The 23,618-nt window shown below is 23.7% G+C and carries 29 protein-coding genes; 10 read left to right on the forward strand and 19 right to left on the reverse strand.

Features of this window, described 5'->3' with window-relative positions; all coding sequences use genetic code 4:
• Window positions 1-74: 74 nt before the first annotated feature.
• Window positions 75-374, reverse strand: coding sequence for a hypothetical protein (locus ACXUB0_RS11515; RefSeq protein ID WP_458258716.1), 300 nt, complete (start codon window positions 372-374; stop codon window positions 75-77).
• A gap of 461 nt (window positions 375-835) precedes the next feature.
• Between ACXUB0_RS11515 and ACXUB0_RS11520 the strand changes: the two genes are divergently transcribed.
• Window positions 836-1,513: an Mbov_0401 family ICE element transposase-like protein gene (locus tag ACXUB0_RS11520; protein ID WP_458258717.1), complete on the forward strand. Its 678-nt coding sequence runs from the start codon at window positions 836-838 to the stop codon at window positions 1,511-1,513.
• 187 nt (window positions 1,514-1,700) lie between these two features.
• Window positions 1,701-2,012, forward strand: a complete 312-nt coding sequence (locus ACXUB0_RS11525) for a hypothetical protein (RefSeq protein ID WP_458257732.1) — start codon at window positions 1,701-1,703, stop codon at window positions 2,010-2,012.
• 2 nt (window positions 2,013-2,014) lie between these two features.
• On the opposite strand, the gene ACXUB0_RS11530 is transcribed toward ACXUB0_RS11525, so the two are convergent.
• The 6 genes from ACXUB0_RS11530 to ACXUB0_RS11555 all read right to left on the reverse strand — a co-directional run bounded on the left by ACXUB0_RS11530 (window position 2,015) and on the right by ACXUB0_RS11555 (window position 5,744).
• Window positions 2,015-2,473 (reverse strand): hypothetical protein, encoded by a 459-nt coding sequence (locus ACXUB0_RS11530; RefSeq protein ID WP_458258718.1) that lies wholly within the window; start codon window positions 2,471-2,473, stop codon window positions 2,015-2,017.
• A 92-nt stretch (window positions 2,474-2,565) separates the two neighbouring features.
• Window positions 2,566-2,850, reverse strand: a complete 285-nt coding sequence (locus ACXUB0_RS11535; RefSeq protein WP_458258719.1) for a hypothetical protein — start codon at window positions 2,848-2,850, stop codon at window positions 2,566-2,568.
• 2 nt (window positions 2,851-2,852) lie between these two features.
• Complete coding sequence (locus ACXUB0_RS11540; RefSeq protein WP_338960339.1) at window positions 2,853-3,014, reverse strand: hypothetical protein; 162 nt, start codon at window positions 3,012-3,014, stop codon at window positions 2,853-2,855.
• Window positions 3,015-3,249: 235 nt separating this feature from the next.
• Window positions 3,250-3,663, reverse strand: coding sequence for a hypothetical protein (locus tag ACXUB0_RS11545; protein WP_458258720.1), 414 nt, complete (start codon window positions 3,661-3,663; stop codon window positions 3,250-3,252).
• An 899-nt stretch (window positions 3,664-4,562) separates the two neighbouring features.
• On the reverse strand, window positions 4,563-4,793 hold the full coding sequence (locus tag ACXUB0_RS11550) for a hypothetical protein (RefSeq protein ID WP_458258721.1): 231 nt from the start codon (window positions 4,791-4,793) through the stop codon (window positions 4,563-4,565).
• A gap of 318 nt (window positions 4,794-5,111) precedes the next feature.
• On the reverse strand, window positions 5,112-5,744 hold the full coding sequence (locus ACXUB0_RS11555) for a hypothetical protein (protein ID WP_458258722.1): 633 nt from the start codon (window positions 5,742-5,744) through the stop codon (window positions 5,112-5,114).
• A gap of 140 nt (window positions 5,745-5,884) precedes the next feature.
• On the opposite strand from ACXUB0_RS11555, the gene ACXUB0_RS11560 reads away from it, so the two are divergent.
• Complete coding sequence (locus ACXUB0_RS11560; protein WP_458258723.1) at window positions 5,885-6,082, forward strand: hypothetical protein; 198 nt, start codon at window positions 5,885-5,887, stop codon at window positions 6,080-6,082.
• A gap of 255 nt (window positions 6,083-6,337) precedes the next feature.
• Here ACXUB0_RS11560 and ACXUB0_RS11565 read toward each other — a convergent pair whose 3' ends face one another.
• From ACXUB0_RS11565 to ACXUB0_RS11595, 7 genes are all read right to left on the reverse strand, one after another.
• A complete protein-coding gene (locus ACXUB0_RS11565; RefSeq protein WP_458258724.1) occupies window positions 6,338-7,225 on the reverse strand; it encodes a ParB/RepB/Spo0J family partition protein in 888 nt (295 codons plus the stop codon).
• Complete coding sequence (locus tag ACXUB0_RS11570) at window positions 7,218-7,982, reverse strand: ParA family protein (RefSeq protein ID WP_458258725.1); 765 nt, start codon at window positions 7,980-7,982, stop codon at window positions 7,218-7,220. The genes ACXUB0_RS11565 and ACXUB0_RS11570 overlap by 8 nt, the downstream gene beginning before the upstream one ends.
• Window positions 7,983-8,060: 78 nt before the next feature.
• Window positions 8,061-8,756 carry a 16S rRNA (guanine(527)-N(7))-methyltransferase RsmG gene (gene rsmG, locus ACXUB0_RS11575; RefSeq protein WP_338988073.1) on the reverse strand — a complete coding sequence of 232 codons (696 nt, stop codon included), beginning with the start codon at window positions 8,754-8,756 and terminating at the stop codon, window positions 8,061-8,063.
• A 119-nt stretch (window positions 8,757-8,875) separates the two neighbouring features.
• Window positions 8,876-9,993 (reverse strand): IS3 family transposase gene (locus ACXUB0_RS11580; protein ID WP_458258726.1). Its coding sequence is split into 2 segments (ribosomal slippage): window positions 8,876-9,750 and window positions 9,750-9,993, totalling 1,119 coding nucleotides; the frame shifts between segments, so codons are not numbered across the junction.
• Window positions 9,994-10,032: 39 nt separating this feature from the next.
• Complete coding sequence (locus tag ACXUB0_RS11585) at window positions 10,033-10,482, reverse strand: hypothetical protein (RefSeq protein ID WP_458258727.1); 450 nt, start codon at window positions 10,480-10,482, stop codon at window positions 10,033-10,035.
• 158 nt (window positions 10,483-10,640) lie between these two features.
• Window positions 10,641-12,524, reverse strand: a complete 1,884-nt coding sequence (gene mnmG / locus ACXUB0_RS11590) for a tRNA uridine-5-carboxymethylaminomethyl(34) synthesis enzyme MnmG (protein WP_458258728.1) — start codon at window positions 12,522-12,524, stop codon at window positions 10,641-10,643.
• Between the two features lie 285 nt (window positions 12,525-12,809).
• Window positions 12,810-12,938: a hypothetical protein gene (locus tag ACXUB0_RS11595; RefSeq protein WP_255495891.1), complete on the reverse strand. Its 129-nt coding sequence runs from the start codon at window positions 12,936-12,938 to the stop codon at window positions 12,810-12,812.
• Window positions 12,939-13,492: 554 nt separating this feature from the next.
• Here ACXUB0_RS11595 and ACXUB0_RS11600 point away from each other — a divergent pair.
• A protein-coding gene (locus tag ACXUB0_RS11600; RefSeq protein WP_458257454.1) for an IS3 family transposase occupies window positions 13,493-14,613 on the forward strand; the annotation gives its coding sequence in 2 pieces (ribosomal slippage) (window positions 13,493-13,769 and window positions 13,769-14,613; 1,122 coding nt in all).
• Here the strand turns inward: ACXUB0_RS11600 and ACXUB0_RS11605 are convergent.
• Entirely contained in the window at window positions 14,600-15,205 is a 606-nt protein-coding gene (locus tag ACXUB0_RS11605; RefSeq protein WP_458258729.1) for a BspA family leucine-rich repeat surface protein, read from the reverse strand. The two genes, ACXUB0_RS11600 and ACXUB0_RS11605, sit on opposite strands and share 14 nt — an antisense overlap.
• A 546-nt stretch (window positions 15,206-15,751) precedes the next feature.
• On the opposite strand from ACXUB0_RS11605, the gene ACXUB0_RS11610 reads away from it, so the two are divergent.
• Window positions 15,752-15,901, forward strand: coding sequence for a hypothetical protein (locus tag ACXUB0_RS11610; protein ID WP_338988136.1), 150 nt, complete (start codon window positions 15,752-15,754; stop codon window positions 15,899-15,901).
• Window positions 15,902-15,983: 82 nt separating this feature from the next.
• Complete coding sequence (locus ACXUB0_RS11615; protein WP_338988135.1) at window positions 15,984-16,979, forward strand: hypothetical protein; 996 nt, start codon at window positions 15,984-15,986, stop codon at window positions 16,977-16,979.
• A 58-nt stretch (window positions 16,980-17,037) separates the two neighbouring features.
• On the opposite strand, the gene secA is transcribed toward ACXUB0_RS11615, so the two are convergent.
• Window positions 17,038-19,422 carry a preprotein translocase subunit SecA gene (gene secA / locus ACXUB0_RS11620; protein WP_458258730.1) on the reverse strand — a complete coding sequence of 795 codons (2,385 nt, stop codon included), beginning with the start codon at window positions 19,420-19,422 and terminating at the stop codon, window positions 17,038-17,040.
• A 345-nt stretch (window positions 19,423-19,767) separates the two neighbouring features.
• Complete coding sequence (locus tag ACXUB0_RS11625; protein ID WP_458258731.1) at window positions 19,768-20,928, reverse strand: Mbov_0401 family ICE element transposase-like protein; 1,161 nt, start codon at window positions 20,926-20,928, stop codon at window positions 19,768-19,770.
• Window positions 20,929-21,051: 123 nt separating this feature from the next.
• Here ACXUB0_RS11625 and ACXUB0_RS11630 point away from each other — a divergent pair, with 123 nt between their 5' ends.
• The gene (locus tag ACXUB0_RS11630) at window positions 21,052-21,381 is read left to right on the forward strand and encodes a hypothetical protein (RefSeq protein ID WP_458258732.1); all 330 of its coding nucleotides are present in this window, start codon (window positions 21,052-21,054) and stop codon (window positions 21,379-21,381) included.
• Here ACXUB0_RS11630 and ACXUB0_RS11635 read toward each other — a convergent pair.
• Window positions 21,338-22,096 carry a hypothetical protein gene (locus ACXUB0_RS11635; protein ID WP_458258733.1) on the reverse strand — a complete coding sequence of 253 codons (759 nt, stop codon included), beginning with the start codon at window positions 22,094-22,096 and terminating at the stop codon, window positions 21,338-21,340. The genes ACXUB0_RS11630 and ACXUB0_RS11635 overlap by 44 nt on opposite strands.
• Window positions 22,097-22,169: 73 nt before the next feature.
• Between ACXUB0_RS11635 and ACXUB0_RS11640 the strand changes: the two genes are divergently transcribed.
• Window positions 22,170-22,295, forward strand: coding sequence for a hypothetical protein (locus ACXUB0_RS11640; RefSeq protein WP_458258734.1), 126 nt, complete (start codon window positions 22,170-22,172; stop codon window positions 22,293-22,295).
• Window positions 22,296-22,431: 136 nt separating this feature from the next.
• Here the strand turns inward: ACXUB0_RS11640 and ACXUB0_RS11645 are convergent, their stop codons facing one another.
• Window positions 22,432-22,959 carry a hypothetical protein gene (locus ACXUB0_RS11645; RefSeq protein WP_458258735.1) on the reverse strand — a complete coding sequence of 176 codons (528 nt, stop codon included), beginning with the start codon at window positions 22,957-22,959 and terminating at the stop codon, window positions 22,432-22,434.
• A gap of 106 nt (window positions 22,960-23,065) precedes the next feature.
• Between ACXUB0_RS11645 and ACXUB0_RS11650 the strand changes: the two genes are divergently transcribed.
• The gene (locus tag ACXUB0_RS11650; RefSeq protein WP_458258736.1) at window positions 23,066-23,344 is read left to right on the forward strand and encodes a transposase; all 279 of its coding nucleotides are present in this window, start codon (window positions 23,066-23,068) and stop codon (window positions 23,342-23,344) included.
• Window positions 23,345-23,385: 41 nt separating this feature from the next.
• Entirely contained in the window at window positions 23,386-23,592 is a 207-nt protein-coding gene (locus tag ACXUB0_RS11655; protein WP_458258737.1) for a transposase, read from the forward strand.
• Window positions 23,593-23,618 lie beyond the last annotated feature (26 nt).

A 23,618-nucleotide genomic window follows, 5' to 3' on the forward strand; every position in this document is an offset into this window, starting at 1 on the left:
GTTAGTGCTAATGCTAATGTTATTTTACTTAAATTTGCTTTTATTCATGTTTTCATATTTTTCTTACTCCTTTATTATAAATAATTTACTAACAGTTCTATATTATCAATTTCATCATCATTTTTTAATTCTTTTCTAATTTCTTCTAACCATTCAGGTGCTAATTCATATTCAAGTTCATCTGCATGTTCTTTACATAAAAAAACATTGGTTACTTTTTTTTCGTCAACTCTTAATTGAACAATATTATCTGATACAATATTGCATCCTTTTCTTTGACAAATTACATCCTCATCAAAATTATCATTCATCATTTTAAATTGTTTTTGCTTATTTTTTACTTTTTTTCGAACTTTGCTTCTTTTTTTACTCATAAATTCTCCTTTTTTCCTTGCTTTTACTTATAAATTGTACTATTTTTGATTATTTTTACAAGTATGCTTTTAAATGCAAAATAACGCCTAAATTAAAGACGTTTATTTTATGAGACTACACTATTAATTATATTGAAATTGTTTATTATATTTTAAATATGAAAGTGGTTTTTTAAATATTTTTTATTTTATTTAAAATTACACTTATATATTTATATAATAATTAAGTAAATTAATTTTTTAAATATATTTACAATAAATTTAGTTTTTTTAAATAGTTAGGAGAAGTAAATATGAATTTTAATTATAAATGAAATTTTAGAGAGCAAAATGCAAAAATTGATAAATTAGTTTTAGACCATATAACAAAGAAATGATAAAAATGAGATTGAAGAATATTTAAAACAAGAGATAAAAAGAAATATAAAATTGTTGATTATCAATATCGAACAAGAAAAATAATGTATGGATTAGTAACTTATAAAAGAAGAATTTATGAATATTTTGATGAAAAATTACAAAAATGAGTTCGTGTTTGTTTAGTTGATGAATGATTAAAATTACCTAAATATAAAAGAATTGGTGAAGATGTTGAACAAACTATTATTGAATATTTTGCTGATGGAAAAAGATATCATAATATTTGTGCTATTTGTAAAAAAGCAGGTATTAGTGTTAGTACTGTTCATAGAATTTTTAAAAATTTAGAAGTAATTGAAGCAAATCCAGTAAAAGTAAAATTAGAAAAAAATCAACCTATTTTTGTAGCAATTGATGATGGTCATCGAAAATTTTGAAATTTTAAACGTAAAGGTATAAAACACTCTATGCGATTAATAGTAACATATACAGATAATATTAATCACAAAGTACAAAATAAAAGAGTAAAGGCAATTATAAGACCAACAAGAACAGTAATTGGAGTTAAAAAGACTGCTGAATTTGTTAAAGAGCATTGTCAAAAATTTTATGAAAATATTGAACAAGCAAAAATTATTATTTGTGGTGATAGTGCAGGATGAATTAAAGAAATTGCTGATTATTTAGGTGCCCAGTTTGTTTTAGAACCTGTTTGGAATCTTTTAAACATAATTAAACTAAAAAAGGGAATAATTATTTCTAACCTGACAGTTAATTAACATTTTATTTTCTTTGTCATTTTTTTGTTAAAAAGATTTTATCATTTGACAACTTATCGATTAAAAATTTATTTTTCAAGTATAAAATAACATTTATGATATTAATTTAATCAAAAATAAGTTAAAAAAGATCCTAAACAGGTTCTTAGATAAATTTCATTTAATTAGAACATTATATCTTGGAATAATGGCTGGCAATAAAGGAAAATATTTAAAAGAATATAATCACTGTAAAAATTTAATTAATAATGGACAATATGAACAATTAATTGATTTTTTATATAAAGAATTAGATAATCATAAAAAATTAAAGAAAAAATATTTTAAAAATAATAAACAAGGTATTGAAAATCAAAGTGCAAAGTGAAATATTGGTTGCTTTACAGAAACTAATATTTGACATGTTTTAAAAGAAATGCTTGGTAATAGAACATATAATATTTTAATTTATATTAAAATGGTTATTTTTAAATGTAATAAGATAAATTTAGAAACATAGTTTTAATGAATATAGTAATTATTGATTATTTCACAATTTGCAATAAAGTCTCAAAAATTTTTATTTTTAATTTTTATTTTTAAATAAATTATTCATAAAATTAATAATATAGTTATAAATATTAAAATTGGTACTAAAATCTCGCAAAAAATAATTCCAATTTTAAATTGTAATAAAGAATAATGATAATAATTATGAACAGTATAATAGTTTCCAAAATTTTTAAGAGAAATATTATTATTACTTAGAATATAATATAAACTATATTTACTTCATAATATAAAACCATTATATTTAAATATTTTTTTTAAAATTTTATGTAAAGAAATATCTTTCGAGATTACTACTTCTTTTCCATGAAATAAACCTATTAATCACAATCCTATAATTAAAGTTAAAATAGTTAAAATAAATAATGATACAGTTATTAACTGTAATTTTTTCAGTTTTTTAATTGTCATCTTTAAATTCTCCTTAATTTTATTCCATAAGTTTAGCACTTACTAAATTTAATTATAAGTATTTTAGTTGCATTTAATTTAAAAAAATTATATTATTTAAATACAATTTCATAAAAATCCAAATTATTTCTTGTCTGAAATATAATAAGACTGTGTGTGAAGTAATTTATTCCGGATTTTTGACAATCTCCCTTTTTATTAATAAATTTTTCTTTAATTAATTGAAATTTTTCTTTATAAATATTTTTAGTTCATAAAACAGTTAATGTATTGAATGTTTCATTAAAAATAATATTATTAGTTTCATTTGAATATATAACAATTCCATTATTACCAATACCAGCAGGGTCAATTCCAATAATTAAGTCATATTTCATTATTAATCAAATTCTCTGCATTGTATTTTATTAATTAAAATTTTAATAATATCAATTGAACCTTTTAATTTATTTAAATAATATATGTCTTTTTCTTTATTATATTGTTCTATATCACTATCTAAAATTAAATTTAATCAACTAATTAATTTTTCTTTATCCATATTTATACCTCCTACTTAACCTAATATTTAAAATACAGTCATAACAAATTGCTTTACTATTTTTATCTCTTAAAAAATATTTTCTTGTTTTTATATCATTAGTATTAAAGAATAAATAATCAAATTTATGTTGTTTACATGTTCAACAAAAATACTTTTTCATTATGAGTTGAAAGTTCCTTATAAGAAGTAACTATATAATTAATTGGTAAATCATCATATTTATATGGATTATTTATTTTAAAACCTTTTCTGTTTTCTTCTCACGGTTATATTTAAAACAAGGATTAGTAATTTTAGTTTTGTTATCAGTTATTTCACCCATAAATCAACTATTATGCTGTTCATAAAATGTTAATGGTTCAAGTTTTATATCATTAAGATAATATTCTTTTGGAGCAATTGGTTTATTAACAATTATTTTTTGGTCTTTAATATATGGTTCTAATAATTTTATTAATTCATTACCACTTAATTCTCTTTTAATATTTTCTAAATTAAAAACTCAATACGTGTAACTGTTGTCAACAATAAAAGAATTATTTTTAATCATTCATTTTGGCAGTGATAATCTATATTCAACATAATCAATAAGAATAGATTGTGGTTTATCTTTAACAATTTGTTCTTTTTTAAATTCTATTTGCATAATAATCCTTTCCTAAATATGTCCTGTTGCTTCCTAGCATAAAGGACATATAATTTGATTTTTAGATTATTAATAATACTACTATTCGTTTTATTCATTCCATCAATTCTGGGTTCAAAAATAAATTGTGAAATTTTAAAAAGAAATCGAGGCATTCGATTCAATATTTATTTAATTTGCGTTTAGCAAATTAATATTTTAATTGAACCGGCACCACTCAATTTTTTTTACAAGTTTGAAATTTATTTTCTCGCCCAAAAATTTTTCAAAAAAAATAAAAAATAAAACCAACCCTTGCTCACTGGAAAGTGGCAAGGTTGGTTAAACAAGGTTGGTTAAATAAAGAATAGAATTAATATAGTAGGTCCCTACAACAGGTCTATATATACTAGTTTCCAATTCGCTCCCACCCCAAGAATTACCATTAATGGTTAGTATAATTTATTAGGTATCACTCCACTTATTATTTATCCATGCAAGTCCACATGCTAGCTACTATTTTTAACAACTGTGTTGTAGTTCACTTTTTTAGTTCCCTAAGAACCTGTTTGGAATCTTTTAAACATAATTAAACTAAAAAAGGGAATAATTATTTCTAACCTGACAGTTAATTAACATTTTATTTTCTTTGTCATTTTTTTGTTAAAAAGATTTTATCATTTGACAACTTATCGATTAAAAATTTATTTTTCAACTATAAAATAACATTTATGATATTAATTTAATCAAAAATAAGTTAAAAAAGATCCTAAACAGGTTCTAACACGTGTTGATAATAGCGTTAAAGACGGTTCTTAAAAATTTTAAAATTTTACAATTACAAAAAAAAGACAAGATTTTTATTCTCGTCTTTTGTCATTTATTTTTAATTCAAGGGTAAAAAAAGAAAGGAGCTATTTTTAAAACTTTTTAGTTACCGACATCTTCGGTACGCTCCCTATTAAATAACTAATTTTTTTAAATTTGCTAATCTTTTGTTTTTTTAAATTTTCATTAATATCAACAATAGTAGTTTGAGCTAAATTAACTCTATTACTAATAATTTCTGAAGTAAATTGATTTTTATCAATGATTATTTTTATCAATTCTTTATTAATTCATTCATATTCTTCTTGTAAATTTTTATTCATTTTTTCATCCTTTCAAAATAAAAACTCATTTACTTTGAAATTAAAGCAATGAGTTAAAAACTTATATTAAGTTTAATTAAATTATACAAAAAAAATCCTATATTAAAAACAGGAATTAAAATTTTAAAGGTTATTTGGAATTTGTGCTTATTTAACAGTGTAACTTTCCAAAATAATTTAATTTTTTGATAAATATTTTTAGGAAATTTTCATTCGATATTGACATTAAAAACTATTTCAATATCTTTAATATTTAATTTAATTACTAATTTTAGTATAATTAGTTTTTTTAATTTATTTATATTAATGCTATTACAATTAAATAGCAGTAAATGATCTCACTAATTCAGAAGTAGATAAACTAGTATCTAAGCATATACCACTATCGATAATATCTTGTTTAGAAAATGCTTTTTGACTATTGGAAATAGATACAGTTTCTTCTTTATTTAAACAGCTATTTTCTGAAGTCATTATTTTACTTTCATTTTCAATATCTTCTTCATCAGTATCTTCTCAGTTATCAACAAGAAAATAACGTGGAGGAAGTTCATCTAATATTTCATGTATACTATTTAAATCTTCTGCCTTTTTAAGTAACTTAGCAATTTCAATAACTTTAGTAGTTTCATCATTTATATTCATTTTTTCATTAAACAAATCAGTTAAATCCAATACATTGTCTTCAGAAATTTGTTCTTTTTCTAATCAATTATTAATTTTTTGATTAAATAATTTAGTTAAAATTACTGCATCTTCCTCAGAAATATTAAACTTTTTTAATCAATCATTATTTTTTTCATTAAATAACTCGGTTAAAATTGCTACATCTTCTTCAAAAATTTTTCTTTTTTTAAACAAACAATTAATCATTTTTACTCAATCAATTTCATCTTTATATTTTCTAAAAATAATACGTTTAAATAACGTATTCTTATCTTTTTCTGGCATATTTAATTTTCCTTTCAATGTTAAAATAAATTATTTTAAATAACATTATAACATCAAATATAATGATAAAAACTTTTACAATAGTATATAATTATAAATAAGTAAGGCTTAAAAATAAATATAACTTTTAGGAGGAAAATATGGAAAAGAAACTTTTAACTTATCCTCATGATATATCAAAAAAGTTATTAATCATACTAGGTATAAGTAAAATTGCAATTGGTTTGTCTATCTTATTTGTTTTTATTACAAACTTAATTATCTATACTAATTCAGGATTAATATTTTCTTTTAGAACCTGTTTAGGATCTTTTTTAACTTATTTTTGATTAAATTAATATCATAAATGTTATTTTATAGTTGAAAAATAAATTTTTAATCGATAAGTTGTCAAATGATAAAATCTTTTTAACAAAAAAATGACAAAGAAAATAAAATGTTAATTAACTGTCAGGTTAGAAATAATTATTCCCTTTTTTAGTTTAATTATGTTTAAAAGATTCCAAACAGGTTCTTAGAGAAATATCATAAAATAAATTTACAAGATAAAAAATGAGTATAAATGTTTTAAAACATTTATACTCATTTTAAATTTATATTAATTTTAAAAATTCTAAAATTCGATTTAATTCTTTGTGATTACTATAATTGATGATTAGTTGTTTTTTATTGATTTTTACTTTAGTATCTAAAGTTCTTGATAAAGTATTTTCTAATGCTACTAAATGAAGATCTGACTTTTTATTAACATTTTGTTTTTGATTTAAACTTAATTGTTGCATCTTAATAACATCTTCAACCTTACGAACACTCCATTGTTCACTATATGCCCTTTTAGCAATAGTTACCATTAAATTAAGATTAGTGCCTAAACTTAATAACGGTTTAACATGACCCATTGTTAATTCATTGCGTTGAAGCATTTGTAAAATCTCTACTGGCAATTGTAAAATTCGTAAAGTATTAGCAATGTGACTACGTGATTTATTAACTTTTTGTGAGAGTTGTTCTTGAGTTCATTTCATTTTACTAATTAAAGTTTGATATGCCTGTGCTTCTTCAAAAGCATTCAAATCAACACGTTGAATATTTTCAATCAAAGCAAATTCCATTAATTGTTGATCTGTTACTTCAATAGTTACTGCAGAGATCTCTGTTAGACCTGCTAATTTTGCAGCTTTAGTTCTACGTTCACCAGCAACTAATTGAAAAACACCATCTGTTATCGTTTTTTTAACAATAATTGGTTGAATTAAACCATGAATTTTAATTGAATCACTTAGTTCTTGAATTTCTTGTTCATTAAATACTACACGCGGTTGATATGGATTAGGAATAATTTTAGCAAGAGAAATAGTTTGTGAAAAAGTTTTAGCAATTTCTGGTGAACTTTCAATGTTAGTTATCAAATCATTTAAACCTTCACCAAAAATTGATGCTAAGCCTTTAGCAGAAATACGATTTTTTTTATCATTAGACATTATTTAACACCTCATTCACTAAACTTTGATAAGCAATAGCACCACTGCAACGTGGCCGATAACTAAAAATATTTTTACCATGACTTGGTGCTTCACTTAGAGTTACATTTCTTGGAATATAATTTTTATAAACTTTTTCTCTAAAATTTTTTTGAATTTCTTTGATAACTTCAACAGAAGAAGTTGTTCTAATATTAACCATAGTTAATAAAATCCCTTCAATTTCTAAATTGGGATTAAATAATTGTTGTACTAAACGAATAGTAGATAATAATTGTACCAAACCACCTAATGCATAAAACTCAGCTTGCAATGGAATAATAACTGAATTAGCTGAAGCTAAAGCATTACGATTAACTAATCCTAAACTAGGTGGACAGTCAATAATAATAAAATCATATACTTCCTTTACGGGTTCTAATTTTTCTAATAAAATATTTCTTTTATTACGAGATTGCTCTAATAAAAATATTTCGGCTCCCGCCAAAGAAATGGTTGATGGTAATAAATCTACTCCTTGACAAACTTCAGTTTTAATTACTTTTTCCAATGGAACATCATGTACTAAAACATCATATATATCTTGTTCAACTTTATCAGAAGCAAAACCCATTGAAATAGTAGCACTACCTTGTGGATCCAAATCAATAAGTAACACTTTTTTATTTTTTATACCTAAACCTGCAGCAAGATTAGTAGCAGTAGTTGTTTTTCCGACTCCACCTTTTTGATTAGCAATTGCAATAATTTTGCCCATAATAATTACCTTTCTAAATTAATAGACTAATATTTTATCCTACTAATTAAGTTTAACACTAATTTTAATTAATATTATTTACAAAGGTTTACTTTTAATTTGTTGATAAGGTCTTGGATATTTTAAAGCACATAATTTATATTTTTGAAAATGAAGGATTGTTCTTTGACCATAGTTGTTTGGTAATTGAACAGTAAATTGATTAATTAACTTTGCACCCATTGTGTTAATACTATTTTGTGCCAACGCAAGTTCTTCTTCAACTTTAAGACCCTTATAAGCAATAAATAATCCTTCAACTTTAACTAATCCTAAACATAATTCACTTAAAATATTTAACGGTGCTAATGCTCTTGCTGTTACAATATCAAATGTTTCACGATATTGATGAGCAAATGTTTCTACTCTTTGATTAATTATATAAACGTTTTCTAAGTTTAGTTCAGTAATTACTGTTTTTAGAAATTGACATTTCTTTGTATTCGATTCAATAATAGTTAATTGTAATTTGGGAAAACAAATTTTTAAAATTATTCCTGGTATACCAGCACCACTACCAACATCACAAATATTTTGATCCTCCAAAATGATATTATTACTAATTAAAAGAGAATCATAGAAATGTTTATAATAAACTTCCATTTCTTCAATGATCGTTGTTAAGTTATATTTTTTATTTTCAGCAATTAAAATTTTATAATACTGACTTAATTGTTGTTCCATTATTGGGGTTAAAGTTAAATTAGTTAAACCTATAGCTCAATTTTTATTCATTGCTTACTCCTAAATCAATCATTTAATAAAATACTTTATTTAAAGTAGACTATAAATATAATGTTTTAAATAATTAAATTATATTTAATTATAATGTGGAATGGCAACACTTTTTAGGACTATTTTTTGGTAGACACTTGTTCTTGATATTTGATAGGAGTTAAGTAGTTTAAAGTGCTGTGGATTCTTATGTTGTTGTATCAATTGATATAATCAAATAATTCTAATTTTAATTGGATTAATGATGTAAAATTTTTATCATTAATAAATTCAGTTTTGAAAGTTTTAAAAGTTGCTTCAGCAACAGCATTATCATAAGGACAACCTTTTTTGCTTAAAGATCGAGTAATATTGAATGCTAATAAAAGATTATTAATAATTTTATTGTTAAATTCATTACCTCGATCACTATGAAATATTTGGATATCTTTTAAACAGCGATTTGATTGCATAAATGCTTGATATACTAGTAATGCATCTTTTTTAACCAACCTATGTCCAATAATTTCGCGGTTAAATAGGTCTATTAATAGGCAAATATAGTTTCATTTATCATTAACGTGAACGTAAGTTAAATCACTAACAATAACTTCATTTTTAACCCTATTATTAAAGTTTCTATTAACAAGATTGGTTATTTGACTATTATTGACTTTATTATGATGATTTTTTAATGATAATTTAGTGTATTTTGATATTAAATTATGCTTATTCATAATTTCTTTAATTTTTCTGCGTGATAAATAAATTTCTTGGTTTTCTAAAATTTTTTTTAATCTTCTAGTACCATAAACTTCTTTATTTTCTTTAAAAGCACTAATAACAGCTTCATCATACATATTATTTTTGATTTTATTTTCTTTTTTCTTTAAGTTAAAATAATATGTTGATTTAGATATTTTCAAAAAACGACACATTGTGCGAATTTTATATTTAACTTTATTTTTAGCAATAATTTCTACTTTCTGCCTATTATTAGTGCTGCTTGCTTTAAAATATCATTTTCCATTCTTAATTGTTTTAATTCTTTTCTTAATTTAATTAATTCATTTTCTTCAACAGAACGATTATCTTTAGTTTTAAAACTACCTGAATTAGTAAATTGCTTAATTCAATTATAAGTAGCTGCTCTTGTAACATTGTACTCTTTAGCAAGACAAGACACTGACTTACCGCTTTGATATAAAGCTACTATTTGTTTTTTAAATTCATCTGAATATGAGTTAATATTGGCCATAATTATACTTCCTTTCTTTTCACTAATTTGTTCACTTGTCTACGTAATTAGTGTCCAATAAAGTGTAACCCATCCAACACAGATTTCTAAAAAGCCTCCAGGAGGATATTGATCAGCTAATTTGTTGATTGCATTTACCATTACTTCTTTTTGATAATTATTATTAAATTTTAATTCTTGTTTTGTTTTTTTAGTTTTTTGATATCATTTTTGATTATATATTTTCCTTTTTGCTTTTACCTCGGATTTTTGCTCATATTTTTGCTTTCTTGCCTTCACTTCTGGCCTTTGAGCATATTCTTTCATTTTTTCTTTATTTTTTTGATATCACTCTTGATCATATTTTCTCCTTCTTGCCTTCACTTCAGGTCTTTGAGCATATTCTTTCTTTTTTGCTTTCACTTCAGGTCTTTGTTGATATTCTTTTATTTTTTCTTTATTGCGTTGATATCATTTTTTCTTATACTCTTTTTGTTTTTCGTTATTCATAAATTTATCACCTCTTAAATTTGTGTCATATTTACAATTTTTATTACTGTTTAATTTCTTTTGATCATCATAAATCAAAATCTTCTTTGAACTTTAAAATACAAGTAAAATATTTAATATATAAAATTAGCGATCTTTTAATTAAGATCGCTAATTTATTAAATATTTAAATTTGGATATTTGCGTTTTAAAAAAAATAATAAAACTTGAATATCAGCAGGACTAACACCAGAAATTCTTGTAGCATGACCAATTGTTAATGGTCTAACGCGCTTTAATTTTTCTCTAGCTTCACCAGTAATACTTTCTACTAAATCATAATCAATATCACTAGGAATTTGTTTTTTTTCTAAACTATTAGTTTGTTGCGCCATTTTTAGTTGCTGATTAATATACCCTGAATATTTAATTGTAATTTCTAATTCCATTAATTCATGATATTGTAAATCATTTATTAAAGGTAACTGTGAAGTAAACATTGATAATTTGACACCTGGGCGTTTTAATAATTCATAAGCAATAATATGATTATCGGGAATTGGACCTAAATTATTATTAATAATATACTTAGCAACTTCTGAATTGGGACTAACTTTAATAGTTTTTAATTTTTCAACAATATTGGACATTAATGTTTGTTGAATATTAAATTGCGATCAACGTTGTTCACTAACTAAGCCAACTTGATAACCATACTTAATTAATCTTGTTTGAGCATTATCATTTCGTAATAATAAACGATGTTCAGCTAAAGAAGTTAATAAACGATAAGGTTCAACTGTTCCTTTTGTTACTAAATCATCAATTAAAACTCCGATATATGCTTCATCACGCTTTAAAATTAATGGTTTTTCTTTTTTTATTTTTAAATGGGCATTAATTCCAGCTATTAAACCTTGACACGCTGCTTCTTCATAACCACTAGTACCATTAATTTGACCAGCACTAAATAAGTTTTTAATTAATTTAGTTTCCAATGTTGGTCATAATTGTGTTGGTTCAAAAGCATCATATTCAATAGCATATGCTCATTTTAATACTTCACAATTTTCTAAGCCAGATAACGTTCTCAACATTTTATCTTGCACATCAATTGGCAATGATGTTGAAAAACCTTGGACATAAATTGAATCCAAAGCAAGTGATTCTGGCTCTAAGAAAATTTGATGACGAGGCTTATCAGCAAAACGTACTACTTTATCCTCAATACTTGGACAATAACGTGGTCCAGTACCTTGTGCTTCACCATTATACATTGGTGATTTATCTAAATTATTATTAATAATGGTATGAGTTTTATCATTTGTATAAAGTAAATAACAAGGTAACTGTTTTGCTAATGGTGAAAAATTTTTAGTTTCATGTGAAAATGCTAAAGGTAAATCACTACCTAGTTCAATATTAGTTTTGTCAAAATCAATACTATTTTTTTTAATACGAGGTGGTGTTCCTGTTTTTAAACGTATCATATTAAAACCTACAATTTTTAATTGCTCAGAAATACCATTACTTGTTCTTTGACCATCTGGTCCTTCTGATTTCTTATTATGACCTTGTAAAGTTAAAGCTGTCATATAAGTACCAGTAGTTAAAATCACAATTTCACTTGTAATTTTTTCACCATTCTCTAAAATAACACCCTTAGCAGTGTTTTCTTCAATTATTAATGATTGTACCATAACTTCTAAAATTGTTAAATTTTCTTGTTTATTTATTGCATTTTGCATATATTGTGAATAAGCAATTTTATCAGATTGAGCACGAATAGCTCAAACTGCTGGACCACGTGAATGATTTAATAGTTTCATTTGCAAAGCAGTAGCATCTGCTGCTTTAGCCATTTCGCCACCAAGTGCATCAATTTCACGAACCACAACTCCTTTGGCTGGTCCACCAATAGAAGGATTACATGGCATTAATGCAATTTTAGTTTTATCAAGAGTAATAATAGCAGTTTTATGACCTGCTCGTGCAGAAGATAATGCCGCTTCAACACCAGCATGACCCGCACCAATTACAATAATTTCATAGTCATATTTCATTGATTTCACCTCCATTTCATAAAATATTACATTTCAAAATTAATAACATCAAAAATAAGAAATTTTATTTTTAATTTCTTTAGTAATGTTATCATAAACAAGCAAAATATTCATGCACTTTTTAGACTTTTATTAAATAAAAATTGAATTTTAGTTAATAATCTTCTCGATTATAATTGATTATATTTTATACAAGATATAAATATTATTTAAAGAATTAGTGCTGCACTTAAAAATAGCAACTGTTTTAACTAGTAATCATTAATACTAATTTAAAGCCAGTAATTACTTACTTTTAAGTATTTTATTTATTAGCACAAGATGTGTTTTTATTGAAAAGACACTTTTGTCATTAACATTAGTGACTGTATCCAATGGTGATAAAACATATGCAACATCTATTTCTTTTTCCATAACTGTAACCTCTTTTGTATACAATTTGACTTAAATAATTTATCTTAATATCCCTACATAAGTATAATTATAATGTTAATTTTTAAATTTGCAAATTTTTATTTACTATACCTTTAAACTTAAAAAGTATTTTTATATATAAAAATACATCTTATATTAATTAAGATAAAGAATCACCAAATAATCTCCCCATTTTAATATTAAGATTATTACATAAAGTTTTTAAATGGTAATGTTCACTGAAATGTATATTAATTAATTTATGTAAAGTGGTAACATCTGCCAATGGATCATGATGATCAAATTTAATTTGATTACTATGAGCAAGAGCACTTAAACGGTTATTAGGATAATCATATGTTCTTCTAAATAACTTAACTGAACAAATGTAAAAAAAATTAGGGCACTCTAAATCATAATGATTAATTAATGATCTTAAGATATTAATGTTAAAGTTAGCGTGATGAGCAATAACAACTGGATGGGTTACACTTTATTGGACACTAATTACGTAGACAAGTGAACAAATTAGTGAAAAGAAAGGAAGTATAATTATGGCCAATATTAACTCATATTCAGATGAATTTAAAAAACAAATAGTAGCTTTATATCAAAGCGGTAAGTCAGTGTCTTGTCTTGCTAAAGAGTACAATGTTACAAGAGCAGCTACTTATAATTGAATTAAGCAATTTACTAATTCAGGTAGTTTTAAAACTAAAGATAATCGTTCTGTTGAAGAAAATGAATTAATTAAATTAAGAAAAGAATTAAAACAATTAAGAATGGAAAATGATATTTTAAAGCAAGCAGCACTAATAATAGGCAGAAAGTAGAAATTATTGCTAAAAATAAAGTTAAATATAAAATTCGCACAATGTGTCGTTTTTTGAAAATATCTAAATCAACATATTATTTTAACTTAAAGAAAAAAGAAAATAAAATCAAAAATAATATGTATGATGAAGCTGTTATTAGTGCTTTTAAAGAAAATAAAGAAGTTTATGGTACTAGAAGATTAAAAAAAATTTTAGAAAACCAAGAAATTTATTTATCACGCAGAAAAATTAAAGAAATTATGAATAAGCATAATTTAATATCAAAATACACTAAATTATCATTCAAAAATCATCATAATAAAGTCAATAATAGTCAAATAACCAATCTTGTTAATAGAAACTTTAATAATAGGGTTAAAAATGAAGTTATTGTTAGTGATTTAACTTACGTTCAAGTTAATGGTAAATGAAACTATATTTGCCTATTAATAGACCTATTTAACCGCGAAATTATTGGACATAGTGTTGGAGTTAAAAAAGATGCATTACTAGTATATCAAGCATTTATGCAATCAAATCGCTGTTTAAAAGATATCCAAATATTTCATAGTGATCGAGGTAATGAATTTAACAATAAAATTATTAATAATCTTTTATTAGCATTCAATATTACTCGATCTTTAAGCAAAAAAGGTTGTCCTTATGATAATGCTGTTGCTGAAGCAACTTTTAAAACTTTCAAAACTGAATTTATTAATGATAAAAATTTTACATCATTAATCCAATTAAAATTAGAATTATTTGATTATATCAATTGATACAACAACATAAGAATCCACAGCACTTTAAACTACTTAACTCCTATCAAATATCAAGAACAAGTGTCTACCAAAAAATAGTCCTAAAAAGTGTTGCCATTCCAAAATTTTGATTAAATGATAAAGCATCATAAAACATTGCATGCATAGTTGTTACATTAACTACATCTCAGTTTGAAATATCTTGATTAAATTTTTTTGCTCCAGCAAACATTGAACTCATATTTGTTACGTGTGCAATATTTCAACTTGATAGATTTTGATTAAATGATGAAGCATTACTAAACATATAACTCATATCTACTACATTTGATGTATTTCATTTTGAAATATCTTGATTAAATGCTCTTGCATCCATAAACATATTTTTCAAAGATCTAATTTCTGATGGTAAATGATCAGATACTTTTTCTATTGTTACTGGCATTTTAACAACTTGAATTATTCCTTCTCGATTTTGAAAAAATCCAATTTGAATAACCTCTTTGCTATTTATATTTGATAAATCTACTTCACTCGTTTTCACTTGTTTTCCATCTTTGTCAATGTAAATTGTATCTTGCTGAATTTTATTATCTAAAAATTGAATTTTTTGTGAACTTGTATTTAAGATAACATTAGTTAAATTACCCGTAATTGCTAAAATACTTAATGTTGTTAATAATGATTTCATAATTAATCACCCTCCAAGTTTTCTCCAATAACTTCTTAAAATTTAAGAAGATAAATATATTTTAGTATTTTTTAAAAAAATAAATAAACAATAAGTTATAAAAAACAAAGCATTACAATTATCTTTAAATTTAAATTAAATAAAAAGTTATCAATGTACTTGCAAAATGTTCACCGATAACTAAACTATTTTTAAATTGAAACTATTTTTTATTATTAAATTAATAAATAAAATAAAATACCGGTACTAATGATATTGCAATTAATAATGATAAATATTTTTTCATAAATTAATCCTCCTCAATTTTTACCAATATCTTCTTAAGTTTAAGAAGATAAATATATTTTACATACTTTTAATTATTTTTTAACACTTTTTTCATAAAATTGTATACTAATAACTTATTAACTAAATCTATTGCACTATTTAAAATAATATAAATTTTAATATATAAAACACTTAAAATATAAAAAAATAATTAATAAAATGATAAAACAGAAATCATGTAAAATGTATAGTATAAATTTAAAGGGAGTTAATTAGATTATGCCAATTATTACAACTAAATGCTATATTTCATCATGTGAGAAAAAATATACATTTGACTCTTTATATCGTGATAAATTTATATATTGCAGCGGTAAATGTTATCAACAAGCATTCAATAATACAGTAACAAAATATACACAAAAATAATAAGTTAGTTTTGGAGAGATATTATGAAAAAAGAAAAATTAATAGAATTGATTAACAATAAAATATTATAAGGTTTTTAAAAATGAAAAAAAAGATATTTAAAGAAACTGTTGATGATAATTATTCAACAAAGAAAAGTATTAACTATTATAATAATTGAATGATTATAATTTTTTCATGATTAACAAGTGTAACTTTACTAATTAGTTGAGTTTTATGAATTATTTTCTTTAAAGGAGAAACTACTGATTTATTAATCCTTATTGATAATTTAATCACTAAGAAATTTTTTAAATTCAATTTAACTTTTCCAACTCTGACAATTGCAGTATTGGGTTTTGGTTTCATAATTTTAGGTGTTGTTGCCTTTCCTTTTATTTTTTTAAAAAATAATGATTTTATTTCCTTAATATTAACTAGAATTATGTTATGAATATCATTATTTTTTATTATTGGATCAATTTTATTTTTTTCCTTTGGTGGATATGTTGCTTTTTATAAATTTGCTTCTACGATAACTATTCGGAAAAAACTATTTTTCATTATTCCATGAGGATTAGAATTTTTTTATTTTATAGTTTTAATAATTTCTTGTATATGCTTTATTAAGAAGAATAGAAAAAAGAAATATATGTCACTAGAAGCAAAAGCACTATATTCACAAAATGAAATTAATCAAAATATAACTTCTTCAACAAATAATGAAGAAGAAACAATATGAACGCCACAACAAATTGAAGAAGTATGAAATAAAGGAGAAATTATCAATAATTTTAATCCACAATTATACCGTCGAGATTATGCGGGTGCCTTAATGTTTTGACATAATTTTATTGCACAACCGAAGCTTAATGATCCAATTGAAAGTTTAAATTGAACTATTGTTTATGAACGCCCCAGCACAGCAGATGGAACTAATTATATTAAAAATTTAGTACCCATGAATAATAATAATGCTGTTACTAAAGGTAATAATTTCCCCCATTGAACAACTTCAGTCACTTATGACAGTAAAAAAAATAAAAACATATTTAAAAAGAAGTCATGAAAACATAAAGAAAAAAATCAAATAGAATAAAAAAAACATATTTAAAAAACTAAGTATTTTAATACTTAGTTTTTTAAATAAAGATTAATTATCCAATTTTAGTTTTAGTTTCAACATTACTTGCTAATACTGTATCCAATACATCTTGACCATCACGGACCTGATGTTGTTCTGGATCAATGCTATGTAACATAATAATAACTTGATGAGCAACATTGATTTTCATACGATTAAATAATTTTGAAGCTTCCTCAATATAAGCTTGTAAGGGATTTAACTGCGCATAACCACGCAAATGAATTCCTGCACGCAGTTTACTTAAAGCATCAATGTGATTAGTTCAATATTGATCAAAAGTTTGTAAAACAACACTATTTTCAATTTTTTTTATAATAACATCATTTAATTTTTCTCTTTTTTCAAGATAAAAATTATAAGATTTTTCAACAATTAAATCAATATTTTCTTCAGTACTTAATCGATTTAACTTTTCTGCTATTAAATCATTAGGCTTAATTAATTTATTTTCAATACCTTTAACTAATTCATCATAATCAATAAACTGTTCTCTACCAACAACTTTATTAAAAATATTTAGTAAATCACGTGCTACTGTTCTGTGCATATTTTTGATTAAATCTAATAAATCATCAGCAAGTAAAATATTATCACGTTGATGATATGTAGCTTCACGATGCTGAGCAATAACATTATCATAATCTAATAAGTTTTTTCGTGCATCAAAATTCATACCTTCAATTTTTTGTTGTGCTCTAGTAATTGATCTAGTTAACATTTTTGATCTAATATAGTCTTCACCTAAACTTGCAAAAGCTTTTTTTAATTTTTCACCACCAAAACGTAACATCAAATCATCTTCAATCGAAACATAAAATCGTGAAAATCCAGGATCACCTTGTCTTCCGGCTCTTCCACGTAATTGATTATCAATTCTTCGTGCTTCGTTTCTTTCAGTACCTAATACAGCAAGGCCACCAAGTTCAATAACACCCTTACCAAGTTTAATATCAGTTCCACGTCCTGCCATATTAGTTGCTAAAGTAATTGATCCTTTTTCACCAGCTCTAGCAATAATATCAGCTTCACGAGCATGATTTTTAGCATTTAAAATCTCGTGCTTAATTCCTTCCAAAGTTAACATATTAGCAATTCGTTCTGATACATCAACATTAGCAGTACCAATCAAAATTGGTTGTCCTTTAGTATGTCGTTCTTTAACTTCTGCAATTAAAGATTTAAATTTAGCATTTAATGAAGCAAAAACATGATCGGGTTTATCTTCTCGAATAATTGGTTTATTAGTAGGAATCTTAATTACTCTCATATTATAAATTTTTACAAATTCTTCTTCTTCGGTTTTAGCAGTTCCTGTCATACCACTTAATTTATTATATAAACGGAAAAAGTTTTGATAAGTAATAGTAGCTACTGTTGTTGTTTCTTGTTGAATTGTAACATTTTCTTTAGCCTGTAAAGCTTGATGAAGTCCATCACTATATACTCTACCAGGCATTAATCTACCAGTAAACTGATCAACTAGCACAATTTCACCATCTTTAACAACATATTCTACATCTAATTTGAAAACATGATTAGCACGAAGTGCATTTTGAATATGATGAAATAATTCCGAGTTATCAATATCAAATAAATTTTTTAAATTAAACTGTTTTTGAGCTTTATTAACACCCGTTACTGTTAATGCAATTTGGCGTGATTCTCAATCAATTTTATAATCTTCAGGTATTAAAGTTTTTGCAAAAACATCTGATGCTTGATATAAAGGCGTACGATTTTTTGAACCACCAGAAATAATTAAAGGTGTTCTTGATTCATCAATTAAAACAGAGTCCGCCTCATCAATGATAGCATAATTAAGCTGACGTTGAACTTTTTCTGGATAAACCTTAACCATATTATCACGCAAATAATCAAAGCCTAATTCCGAATTAGTTGTATATGTAACATCTTTTAAATACGCTTCACGTTTTTGATTAGTAGAATGATCACGAAGACTAACACCAATAGTAATTCCCAAAAATTCTAAAATTGGTCGATTTAATTCAGCATCTCTTGCCGCTAAATATTCATTAACAGTAATAACATGAACACCTTTACTACTTAAAGCATTTAGATAAATTGGCATCACGGCAGTTAAAGTTTTTCCTTCACCAGTTCGCATTTCAGCAACATCACCATTATGAAGAACAATACCACCAATTAATTGAACAGGATATGGATGTAATCCACTAATTCTTCTTGTTGCTTCTCTAATTGTCGCAAAAGCTTCAACTAAAATATCATCTAAAGTCTCACCTTCTGCCAATCTGGTTCTGAATTCAACTGTTTTATTTGCTAATTCTTCATCTTTAATTTTTCTCATTGTTTCATCAAGGCTAATTATTGCCTTAACTTGTTTATTAATTTTTCGTAAAATTTTACGATCTCACATAAAGTAAATCACCATTTTTTTCTTTATTATTACTTATACTTATTATTACTTGTAAAGTAATAAAATCTTTATTATTTTAACATAAAAAAACTTAGAAAACTTAGTACCCAAAAAAAATTGTATTTATATTATATTTTTTTCTTTCTCTTCGAAGTTAGAAAAGGACGTATTTCAAATGTGGATATAATTTAATTTTCTTTAAATAAAAGATAAAATAAATTATTAATTTTTGTAATAATTACAACACATTAATTAAAAAAAATAAAGTATTTTGTGTCACATTTTTATTAATATAATTTAAAAATTCCTAACTATTTAGGTTTAGATTTATTAAATTTTATAAATTTAAACAAACACTTTTAATTTATTAATTCTTGCTTGCTTTAATTTTAATAAATTAAAAAATGCTTCTTTTGAATAAATTTTTGCATTATTATTAGATATAGATTTTATTAAATGATAAACATCACTTTCAGCACTACAAGCAATATTTCAAATAGCATTTTGATTTCTAATACCTTCTTTATTATTTTTAAAATATTCATATATTTTTTCATCAGCATTATTTTCTTTTAAATAATCTAATAATTTATAATAACAACCATTTAAAAATAATTCATAATAAGCATAATTTAATTTTTTATTATTTTCTTTTGTTCTTTTACCTTTTCCTACAATAAATACTTGTTTTAATTTTTGTAATGGATATCATTTATCTACAGCATAATCAATTTTTAAATAATTAGCAGTAGATTTAAGATAAGTTGCACCATCACCAGTTAATTTTAAATTTTCATTAGTATAACCTATAAAAATATTATCTAAATTAGTTATTATTGATTTACCAAATTCTTTTTTAGTAATTCTTTGACCTTTTCTAGTTGAAATAACAAAAATATATTTATTTTCTAAAACATGTCTATTATCAGTAGATTTTTCTAAATCAAAACCTAAACTAATACTTACCGTTCTGTGTCTAAATTTTCTTTTTTGCTTATTATCAATTAAATTATTATATGATTCATCTGATTGTATATAAATATAATCAGTTGGTAATATTTGTCTTTTTTCTTTTGGTAATTCTTGAACAAATATAATAGTTTCTTTTAATCTTCTACAAATAGCTGATAAAGATATATTTATTTTTAAATTATGTTTAATTATAGGATATGTAATATTATTAAAATCAGCATTAATTATTATTAATTTATTAACTCAATTTGTATAATTTTTATATTTATCAATATCAATATATATTCTTGTTGGAGTTATAATTTCATTTGTTAATTTATTTTTATATGTTCTTAATGGTAAATAAGATATTCCAAATTCGCTTTTTATTAAATGTTTTCTACGTTTTATTAATTTATATTTATTTCTATCATATTCATTTAAAAATCAATTATTATCATATTTTAATATTTTATTATCATAATCTAATAACATTTGTTTTTCATGATTAATTTTATGTTGATAGTTGTCAAGTTTTTCAGATAGTAAAATCATAATGCTTTTTCCTTTCTAAATACATGACTTTAAGTATAACAATAATTAACTGGTGAGTTTTGTAGTATACTTTAGTTAAAATGTTATAATTAGTATATAAATATTGAATATAGGTGATATAATATGCCAGCAAAAAGAAAAGAATTAGGTAATTATGATGTTACAATTAGTAATTATTTAAGAACTAAAAATAAAACATTAACACCACAAGGATTAAATAATGCACTTGGAATTGATAGAAAATTTATATTTGATTGCCGACGCAGAAGCAGTCCATGACAACGTAATTTTTTAAAAAGTTATGATAAAGCACGTAGTATTATTTCAACTCATATGTTAGAAAAAGCATTAGTAAAACCAGAATTAATTTATCAACATTGATTAAAATCTCATCCTAATGAATTTGATATTAATGAAGACGATGATGATATTTATCATAAGGATTACATGTAAAAGTAATAAAGAAACTTTTATAAAAATAACGAGTAATTAATTTTCCAAAAGTAGGACTATATATATTTTTATCAATAAAAGTTCAACTTCATTCTTTAATTGGTTCATTTGAAACTTTAATACGATTACTTCTAAACATAGAATTTTGTAAACGCTCATATCTATATGTTAATTGCTTTTCTGTTAGTGTTTCTTTTTCTTCTGCCATTATTATTTCATCAGTACGTGAACCCAAAAAACTTGACCCACCCGCTTCTTTTCCAAAAATTTTATTACCATTAGCATAACCAATAAAATCAATTTGTTGATTATTAGGAAAAATAATACATCCACCATCTTTGGTTATTTTTCATTTAATACCATGTGGATTATTAGGTAATAAATTAATATTATATGTATCTAATAAAACTTGACAAACATTCATTAATGCACCAATTGTCGTTTCACTATGAGTATTTTCATATCTTCTTACTTCTTGAACACTACTATCACTAAAATTACAACATATAAATAAATCAAATGCTAAACAGTTTCAAGTTTTTCTTGTTCCACGTGCAGTTGGTACAAAACGATAAAAACAATTAGTTGTAAAAAATTCTGCTCATTCATCACTAACAAATTGTTTAAAAATATCTCAACTAAAACCATAATTATTATCACTAAAATTAAGATTATATTTTTTATTCAGTTGTGCATAACTACTAATAAAAGCCATATTTTACTCCCTAATTTTTATAAGCAATACAATTAAATTATAACAAACAAAATTTAAAAAGGAACATTAAAAAATGTTTATATTACCATTCTCTAATCATTTTGATTGAGATAAACATGATTTTAATCAAGATGAATTAAGTTTAAAACAAACAGAAGAATTATTTAGAACCTGTTTGGAATCTTTTAAACATAATTAAACTAAAAAAGAGAATAATTATTTCTAACCTGACAGTTAATTAACATTTTATTTTCTTTGTCATTTTTTTGTTAAAAAGATTTTATCATTTGACAACTTATCGATTAAAAATTTATTTTTCAACTATAAAATAACATTTATGATATTAATTTAATCAAAAATAAGTTAAAAAAGATCCTAAACAGGTTCTTAGAATATTTATTTCTATAATAACAAGTACGGCATACAGTATTTTCAGTTTCTTTATTTTCAGTTTGTAATATATTATCCAACTTATCTAATCCTACTGCTCTAATATCATCAACAGTAAAATCTAATGCTTGTGATTGTTCATAGTCTTTAACAATACTTAATTCACTCTTTAACGAATGAATATAATTTAAAGCACGACTATTATATCTTTGTAAATAAGACCTAGGAAATCATAAACTAAAAGTCATAGTTTCACCACTATAACTAGGTGGTAATCCACCACGTTTAATTATTCGCTTTGTTTGTCTTTTAGATAATACAACTTTATTATAATCATCAACATTAGTATAAATATTTAGTTTAAACTTAACTAAAAATAACAAAATACGCATTCTTTTAACTTGAACAATATATTCCACTTTTTCACGTGCTTGCTTTGGTATTCTATCGGGGTGTTGCTCAATCATATACATAATTCCATTAAAATTATGACCTATTAACTTTGGATGGGTTACACTTTATTGGACACTAATTACGTAGACAAGTGAACAAATTAGTGAAAAGAAAGGAAGTATAATTATGGCCAATATTAACTCATATTCATATAAATTTAAAAAACAAATAGTAGCTTTATATCAAAGCGGTAAGTCAGTGTCTTGTCTTGCTAAAGAGTACAATGTTACAAGAGCAGCTACTTATAATTGAATTAAGCAATTTGCTAATTCAGGTAGTTTTAAAACTAAAGATAATCGTTCTGTTGAAGAAAATGAATTAATTAAATTAAGAAAAGAATTAAAACAATTAAGAATGGAAAATGATATTTTAAAGCAAGCAGCACTAATAATAGGCAGAAAGTAGAAATTATTGCTAAAAATAAAGTTAAATATAAAATTCGCACAATGTGTCGTTTTTTGAAAATATCTAAATCAACATATTATTTTAACTTAAAGAAAAAAGAAAATAAAATCAAAAATAATATGTATGATGAAGCTGTTATTAGTGCTTTTAAAGAAAATAAAGAAGTTTATGGTACTAGAAGATTAAAAAAAATTTTAGAAAACCAAGAAATTTATTTATCACGCAGAAAAATTAAAGAAATTAGGTAATGTTTAGTAATCTGTGTAACTTACAA

The sequence above is a fragment of the Spiroplasma endosymbiont of Dactylopius coccus genome (assembly GCF_977110965.1).